This is a genomic window from Mannheimia sp., from assembly GCF_056854775.1.
Map to the genome: position 1 here is coordinate 1 of NZ_JBXGGI010000139.1, position 7,412 is coordinate 7,412.

Genomic DNA, 7,412 nt, shown 5'->3' on the forward strand with positions numbered 1-7,412 from the left:
AGAATATATAAAATGGTTAATTTTACTATTTTCATCTTCTCATTTCTTATGTACAAGAGCAGATTTTTACGATATTGCTGATTTTTTGATTTGTAGCGGAGTATCAACTCTACATATAAAAAGTAGTTTAGAAACAGATAATATTGACAATGTTATAAATTCAGTCAAAGATAATCATCGCAACTATTCTCATTGCTTATTATTATTTGCCAATGAATCTAAGTCTGACGTATGGAGTAGAGCTAGTACATTATATTTCGAAGATTTCGATATAAATAGTGATATACGATTATGGGGTTGTTTAGTTGAACCAAATTTTAATTTAGAGAATAAATTTATAGCAGTTTCAATTATTCCTTACTCATATTAAAAAAGTTAAATTTAAAAAGAGAAAACCAATGACAAAACAATTCACAATGGAAGATCGTTTTAACCCTTCCGCCGTAGAGCAAGCCCTCTACCAACACTGGGAATCGCAAGGCTATTTCAAACCGAGCGAAGATATTAATGCACCAAGCTACTGTATCGCCATTCCGCCGCCGAATGTAACCGGCTCGTTGCATATGGGGCACGCGTTCCAACAGACGTTGATGGATACCTTAATCCGTTTCAACCGTATGGAAGGCAACAATACCCTTTGGCAAGCTGGCACTGACCACGCAGGGATTGCGACCCAAATGGTGGTGGAGCGAAAAATCGCAGCTGAAGAGGGTAAAACCCGCCATGATTATGGTCGTGAGGCGTTTATCAACAAAATCTGGGATTGGAAAGCCTATTCGGGCGGTACCATCAGCCAGCAAATGCGTCGCTTGGGCAACTCGATTGACTGGGATCGTGAGCGTTTTACGATGGACGAGGGCTTGTCTAATGCGGTGAAAGAGGTGTTCGTTCGCTTACACGAAGAGGGCTTGATTTACCGTGGCAAACGCTTGGTAAACTGGGATCCGAAACTGCACACCGCTATTTCTGATTTGGAAGTGGAAAATAAAGAGAGCAAAAGCTCGCTCTGGCATTTCCGCTATCCACTTGCCAACGGGGCGAAAACTGCGGATGGCTTAGATTATTTGGTGGTGGCGACCACTCGTCCTGAAACAATGTTGGGCGATACGGCGGTTGCGGTTCACCCCGAAGATGAGCGTTATCAATCGCTGATTGGCAAAACGGTCGTGCTACCGCTTGCTAACCGTGAAATCCCGATTATTGCTGATGAGTATGTGGATCGTGAGTTCGGTACGGGCGTGGTGAAAATTACCCCAGCACACGATTTCAACGACTACGAAGTGGGCAAACGCCACGGCTTACCGATGGTCAATATCCTGACCTTGAACGCCGATATTCGTGCGGAAGCAGAAATTATCGGCACAGACGGCAAACCGCTTGCCGGCTATGCAGCCCCAATTCCGGCTGACTATCAAGGCTTAGAGCGTTTTGTGGCTCGTAAGAAAATCGTAGCCGATTTTGAAGCGTTGGGCTTATTAGACCAAATCAAACCGCACGACTTAAAAGTGCCTTATGGCGACCGTGGTGGCGTGCCGATTGAGCCAATGCTAACCGACCAATGGTACGTTTCGGTTAAGCCTTTGGCGGAAGTGGCAACCAAAGCGGTGGAAGACGGCGAAATCCAATTCGTGCCGAAACAGTACGAAAATCTCTACTTCTCTTGGATGCGTGATATTCAAGACTGGTGTATCTCTCGCCAACTTTGGTGGGGACACCGTATCCCAGCGTGGTATGACGAGCAAGGCAATGTGTATGTCGCTCGTGATGAAGCGGAAGTGCGGTCAAAATATAACTTAAATTTAGACGTAGCGTTAAAACAAGACGAAGACGTGTTGGATACCTGGTTCTCATCAGGCTTATGGACGTTCTCGACACTCGGCTGGCCGGAACAGACCAAAGAACTGAAAATGTTCCACCCGACCGATGTGTTAATCACGGGCTTTGACATCATCTTCTTCTGGGTGGCTCGTATGATTATGTTCACGATGCACTTCATCAAAGATGAAAATGGCAAACCGCAAGTGCCGTTCAAAACCGTGTATGTAACGGGCTTAATCCGTGACGAGCAAGGGCAGAAAATGTCCAAATCGAAAGGTAACGTACTTGACCCGATTGATATGATTGACGGTATCAGCCTTGACGATCTGTTGGAAAAACGCACTGGCAATATGATGCAGCCACAACTTGCCGAGAAAATCGCCAAAGCGACCCGTAAAGAATTCAGTGAAGGCATCGTAGCACACGGTACAGACGCCCTGCGTTTCACTTTAACCGCACTTGCGAGCAACGGTCGAGACATCAACTGGGATATGAAACGCCTAGAAGGCTACCGCAACTTCTGCAACAAATTGTGGAATGCGAGCCGTTATGTGCTGACTAACGACAAACTCGATTTAAGCGAAGGCGAAGTGGAATATAGCCTGGCGGATCGTTGGATTGAGAGCCAATTCAACCGCACGGTGGAAACTTTCCGCACCGCACTCAGCCAATACCGTTTCGACCTCGTGGCAAATGCGATTTACGAATTTACTTGGGATCAATTCTGCGACTGGTATTTAGAGCTGACCAAACCGATCTTCTTCAAAGGCACAGACGCACAACGCCGTGGGGCAAGTCGCACATTGGTGAATGTGTTGGAAAAATTACTGCGTTTAATCCACCCAGTAATGCCGTTTATCACCGAAGAAATCTGGCAGAAAGTAAAAGGCTTTGTGGGTATTGAAGCGGATACTATTATGTTGCAAAAATTCCCGCAATTTGACCCAGCTGCCGTGGACGAACAAGCCGAAAACCAAATCAACTTTATTAAAGAAGTGATTGTGGCGGTGCGTAACATTCGTGCGGAAAGCAACATCGCCCCAAGCAAAGGCTTAGACCTGATCGCCCGTAACTTCTCAGCGGACGAGGTCGCAATCTTGAATGCGAACGAAGTGTTACTCAAATCAATGGCAAAACTCGATAGCATGAAAGTGCTGGAAACTGGCGAAAACGCACCGCTATCTGTGGCGAAATTGGTAGCAAATGGCGAGATCTTGATCCCAATGGCAGGCTTTATCAATAAAGAAGCCGAGTTATCCCGTTTAACCAAAGAGATGGACAAGCTCAAAAATGAGGTCGCTCGCATCGAAGGTAAACTCTCCAACGAAGCCTTTGTGGCAAAAGCCCCAGAGCAAGTTATCGCCAAAGAGCGTGAAAAAATGCAGGAGTATCTCAGTGGATTGGAGAAATTGCAGGTGCAATATCAAGAGATTGAAGCACTATAATTGAAAACAAGCGGTCGGAATTTTGTAAAATTTTACAAGAATCTGACCGCTTGATCTTTTAGTAAAAACTATAAATTAGCTTCCAAAATCGCTTTTAAGCGATCATATCCCGCCTGAGTAAAGTGCAAGCCGTCGTGGCATAAGCTCAGGTCAAGTTTGCCTTCTTCATTTTCAAAATGCGTCCAGGTTTTCACATAAGTGAGATAAGATGGGCAGTTTGCCTCAAAATAGGCGTTCATTTCTTTAATTGGCGGATTATCGGTAGTAGCGATGTTATTGACCGGGGTCGCCTCTAACAAGAAATAACGGGAATCCGGCGAAATAGCTTTTAGGCTTGCCACAATTTCCTCAATCCAATCCAATACTTGTTTTGGGGAATAGTCAGGCTCTTTCACGATGTCGTTCACACCTAAGAAAATAAAAACGTTTTTGCCTACATATTGAATACGATTTGGCTTAATAATCACATCTAAATATTGGCGAGTGCTGGTGCCAGATAAACCTAAATTCGCCACACTTTGCCCTGCCAAACTTGGCGTACCTTGTTCCATATCACCCCACATATCGAACAGTGAATGACCGATAAGGCTGATATCCGCCTGTTTTTTAAACTCCGCTTCTTTGGTTTGATAGCGGTTAAAAATATCTTGATCTGTTAGCATAGATTCTCCTTATATAGTAATGAAATATCGCTCCATTATTATACACCTTTGGAAATATTTACTCCAAGAACTATTGACGAAAATTTGATATAAAAAAGCCACTTAAATGTATTAAGTGGCTTGGAAAATTAATTACACATCATAAGTGGTTGAGGCAGTATTACCGCCACGACCTGTCCAGTTAGTGTGGAAGAACTCACCGCGTGGTTTGTCGGTACGCTCGTAAGTGTGAGCCCCGAAGTAATCACGTTGTGCTTGTAATAAATTAGCCGGTAAACGCTCCGAAGTATAGCCATCTAAGAACGTAATTGCTGACGACATACAAGGCACTGGTAAACCAATCTCAATTGATTTCGCCACCACTTTACGCCAATCGGCTAAGCAGTTTTCTAAAATCTCTTTAAAGTATGGATCTGAACCTAAGAATACTAAGTATGGGTTTGCTTCATACGCATCACGAATGTTGCCTAAGAAACGGCTGCGGATAATACAACCTTCACGCCATAAAAGTGCGGTTGCACCATAGTTGATGTTCCAGCCAAAGTTTTCAGATGCTTCACGAATCAACATAAAGCCTTGTGCATAAGAGATGATTTTTGAAGCTAATAATGCACGGCGAACTGCCTCCACCCACACTTTTTTATCACCTTCAACTTTACCGATTTCTTTGTTGAACAGTCTTGATGCCGCAACACGTTGATCTTTAAATGCAGACACACAACGAGCAAATACCGATTCAGTAATTAGTGTTAATGGAATACCGAAATCTAAAGCATTGATACCCGTCCATTTACCTGTACCTTTCTGCCCTGCGGTATCAAGAATTTTCTCAACTAATGGCTCACCATCTTCATCTTTATAAGCAAGAATTTCAGTCGTAATATCGACCAAATAGCTATCCAATTCGGTATTTTGCCACTCTTTGAAGATTTCGTGCATTTCATCGTAGCTTAAGCCTAAACCATCTTTTAAGAATTGGTAAGCTTCACAGATTAACTGCATATCGCCATATTCGATCCCGTTGTGAACCATTTTCACGAAATGACCTGCACCATCACGCCCCACCCAATCACAACAAGGCTCACCTTGTTCGGTTTTTGCAGAAATGGCTTGGAAAATTGGTTTTACATATTGCCACGCAGATTCATCACCGCCCGGCATAATGGATGGTCCGTGTCTTGCACCTTCTTCACCACCTGAAACGCCCGAACCGATAAAACGAATGCCTTTTTCTGCTAATGACTGCACTCGGCGGTTAGTATCCGGATAGTTTGAGTTACCGCCATCAATAATGATGTCGCCCTCTTCCAAATGTGGCACTAACGCATCAATAAATTGATCCACTACATCGCCCGCACGCACCATTAACATCACACGGCGTGGTTTTTCCAATTTAGCGGCTAAATCTTCTAAAGAGTAAGCCCCAATAATATTAGTGTCTTTTGCAGGACCTGCTAAAAACTCATCAACTTTTGACGTGGTGCGGTTATACGCCACCACTTTAAAGCCGTGATCATTCATATTTAAAATTAAGTTTTGACCCATTACCGCTAAACCGATAACGCCGATATCGCCTTTTACTGACATTGTTTGCTCCTGTTGTTTTTTAATTCGGTAAGCGGTCGGATTTTATGAAGATTTTGCAAAAAATTTTATAAATTTGACCGCTTGTAAATATTAAATCTATTGTTTATTTAGCCTAAAACAAACTCTACCGCCATTTGGCTATGCAATTCTGCCGTGTCGAAAAACGGTAATTCACTGTCTGATTGCTGAATTAACAAACCGATTTCAGTACAGCCTAAAATTACGCCTTCAGCTCCTAGTGCTGCTAAATCTTTAATAGTTTTGAGATAGAGATCTTTCGAGTTTTGCTCAATTTTTCCCAAGCATAATTCATCAAAAATTATCCGATGAATTTCTTTTTGTGTGCTTTCATCTGGCACAATAGGCGTAATACCACGCTCAAGTAAACCATCACGATAAAAATTATCGCTCATTGTAAACTGTGTGCCAAGTAGAGCGACTTTGCTCAATCCTTTTGCTTGAATGCTATCTGCAACGCAATCTAAAATATGCAGAAACGGAACAGAAATATTATCGGTAATCTGATTTGCTACTTTGTGCATTGTATTGGTGGCGAGCAAAATTCCATCTGCACCAGCTTGTTCTAATAACTTCGCTTGTTCTGCCAAAATTTCGCCTGCACGCTGCCAGTTTCCCTGTTTTTGGTGTTGAACAATTTCTTCAAAATTCACACTTGAGATAAAAATTTTTGCACTGGAATTTCCACCCAATGCTTGATTTACTGCACGGTTAATATTCAAATAATAAGATACCGTGCTTTCTGCACTCATCCCACCTAAAATGCCAAGTGTTTTCATTAAATGTCTTCTCTATTCATCTCAATAATTTGGGATTGCCCTGTTTCTAATGAGTCAAGCCATTGCCAACGCTCACGCCCAACTAATTTTCCATTATCTACCGAAAATGTAGTTACACAACGCCCAAGACGATTTTCCAATCTCTGATTAAATGTTGGTAGCTAAACTCAATTTGACAATCTGAAATCCATTTACCAATTAAAAATCCTTTTAAAATCTCACCGCCTTGATACTCCGCCCAGATCATTTTGTCTTGTTGAAAATAATGAAAACGTGTTTGATTACTCACTTCACCACTTTCACTATTTTGCACGGCAGTAAAGATTTTGTTATTAAGGTTAAACATCACTAAAACTTCCGCTAAAGATATTTAGCCGCATCACTATCCAAAACCCACTCCGTTACGCCATTTTTTGCTTTAATTTTTGCTGCTGGGTAAGGTAGGTTTTCTGCAGGTGTGGTTTGGATTTCTTTTAAAATTTCTGCTTTTGCTGCACCTGTTACTAAATAAGTAATGCGTTTTGCTTTTTCAATTAAACTTGCTGTTTTAGAAATACGCACTTGCCCCGTTTCAGGATGTTTAGCAATGACTGCGACATTTTGATCGTCAAAATCGGTTTGGTGTGGGAAAAGTGAAGCGGTGTGTCCGTCTGTTCCCATTCCTAAAATAATCCAGTCAAATTCAAGGTTTGGCACGCAAGCGGTTAATTCTTGTGAAAATCTTGCAAGTTCTTGTTCGACATTTTCCTCGCCACGAATACGGTGGATATTTTCCGCTGGGATCGTGATGTGATCGAACAGTAATTTTTGTACTTCTCCGTAGTTACTTTCCGGATCGGTTGGGGAAACCATACGATCATCCCCCCACCAAAAATGGAGATTTTGCCACTGAATTTCGGTGTTAAATGGGGCTTGAGCTAACGTTTTAAACAATAATTTCGGCGTTGAACCACCGGAAAGCGAAATATGTACTGGGCGATTTTGTTCGCTGTAGGTTTTAAATTCTGCTGCGATTTGCTCTACTGCTGCTTGGGCGGTTGGGAAAATAACTTTATTCATAATTTGCCTTGTTATAACACCCCTCTTTAGAAAAGAGGGGAACT

6 protein-coding genes and 1 pseudogene are annotated in these 7,412 nt (G+C 42.4%); 2 read left to right on the plus strand and 5 right to left on the minus strand.

What is annotated here, in order from left to right:
- On the plus strand, window positions 1-370 hold a 370-nt coding region (locus tag ACJHV0_RS09785; RefSeq protein ID WP_483134075.1), incomplete at its 5' end, for a hypothetical protein.
- A 28-nt stretch (window positions 371-398) separates the two neighbouring features.
- Entirely contained in the window at window positions 399-3,263 is a 2,865-nt protein-coding gene (locus tag ACJHV0_RS09790) for a valine--tRNA ligase (protein WP_483134076.1), read from the plus strand.
- Between the two features lie 68 nt (window positions 3,264-3,331).
- Here ACJHV0_RS09790 and ACJHV0_RS09795 read toward each other — a convergent pair whose 3' ends face one another.
- From ACJHV0_RS09795 to pgl, 5 genes and pseudogenes are all read right to left on the minus strand, one after another.
- Window positions 3,332-3,925 carry an SGNH/GDSL hydrolase family protein gene (locus tag ACJHV0_RS09795; protein WP_463626341.1) on the minus strand — a complete coding sequence of 198 codons (594 nt, stop codon included), beginning with the start codon at window positions 3,923-3,925 and terminating at the stop codon, window positions 3,332-3,334.
- A 132-nt stretch (window positions 3,926-4,057) separates the two neighbouring features.
- A complete protein-coding gene (gnd, locus tag ACJHV0_RS09800) occupies window positions 4,058-5,512 on the minus strand; it encodes a decarboxylating NADP(+)-dependent phosphogluconate dehydrogenase (protein ID WP_334228780.1) in 1,455 nt (484 codons plus the stop codon).
- A 107-nt stretch (window positions 5,513-5,619) separates the two neighbouring features.
- On the minus strand, window positions 5,620-6,309 hold the full coding sequence (locus ACJHV0_RS09805; protein ID WP_483134077.1) for an aspartate/glutamate racemase family protein: 690 nt from the start codon (window positions 6,307-6,309) through the stop codon (window positions 5,620-5,622).
- Window positions 6,309-6,655, minus strand: a pseudogene (locus ACJHV0_RS09810) (avidin-fold protein). Before ACJHV0_RS09810 ends, ACJHV0_RS09805 begins: the two are co-directional and overlap by 1 nt.
- 14 nt (window positions 6,656-6,669) lie before the next feature.
- Window positions 6,670-7,368, minus strand: coding sequence for a 6-phosphogluconolactonase (pgl, locus tag ACJHV0_RS09815; RefSeq protein ID WP_483134078.1), 699 nt, complete (start codon window positions 7,366-7,368; stop codon window positions 6,670-6,672).
- Window positions 7,369-7,412 lie beyond the last annotated feature (44 nt).

Bases quoted from the DNA above. Each gene is read 5' to 3' on its own strand.
- pgl (WP_483134078.1), bottom strand. From the start codon at position 7,368: ATGAATAAAGTTATTTTCCCAACCGCCCAAGCAGCAGTAGAGCAAATC.
- ACJHV0_RS09795 (WP_463626341.1), bottom strand. From the start codon at position 3,925: ATGCTAACAGATCAAGATATTTTTAACCGCTATCAAACCAAAGAAGCG.
- ACJHV0_RS09805 (WP_483134077.1), bottom strand. From the start codon at position 6,309: ATGAAAACACTTGGCATTTTAGGTGGGATGAGTGCAGAAAGCACGGTA.
- gnd (WP_334228780.1), bottom strand. From the start codon at position 5,512: ATGTCAGTAAAAGGCGATATCGGCGTTATCGGTTTAGCGGTAATGGGT.
- ACJHV0_RS09790 (WP_483134076.1), top strand. From the start codon at position 399: ATGACAAAACAATTCACAATGGAAGATCGTTTTAACCCTTCCGCCGTA.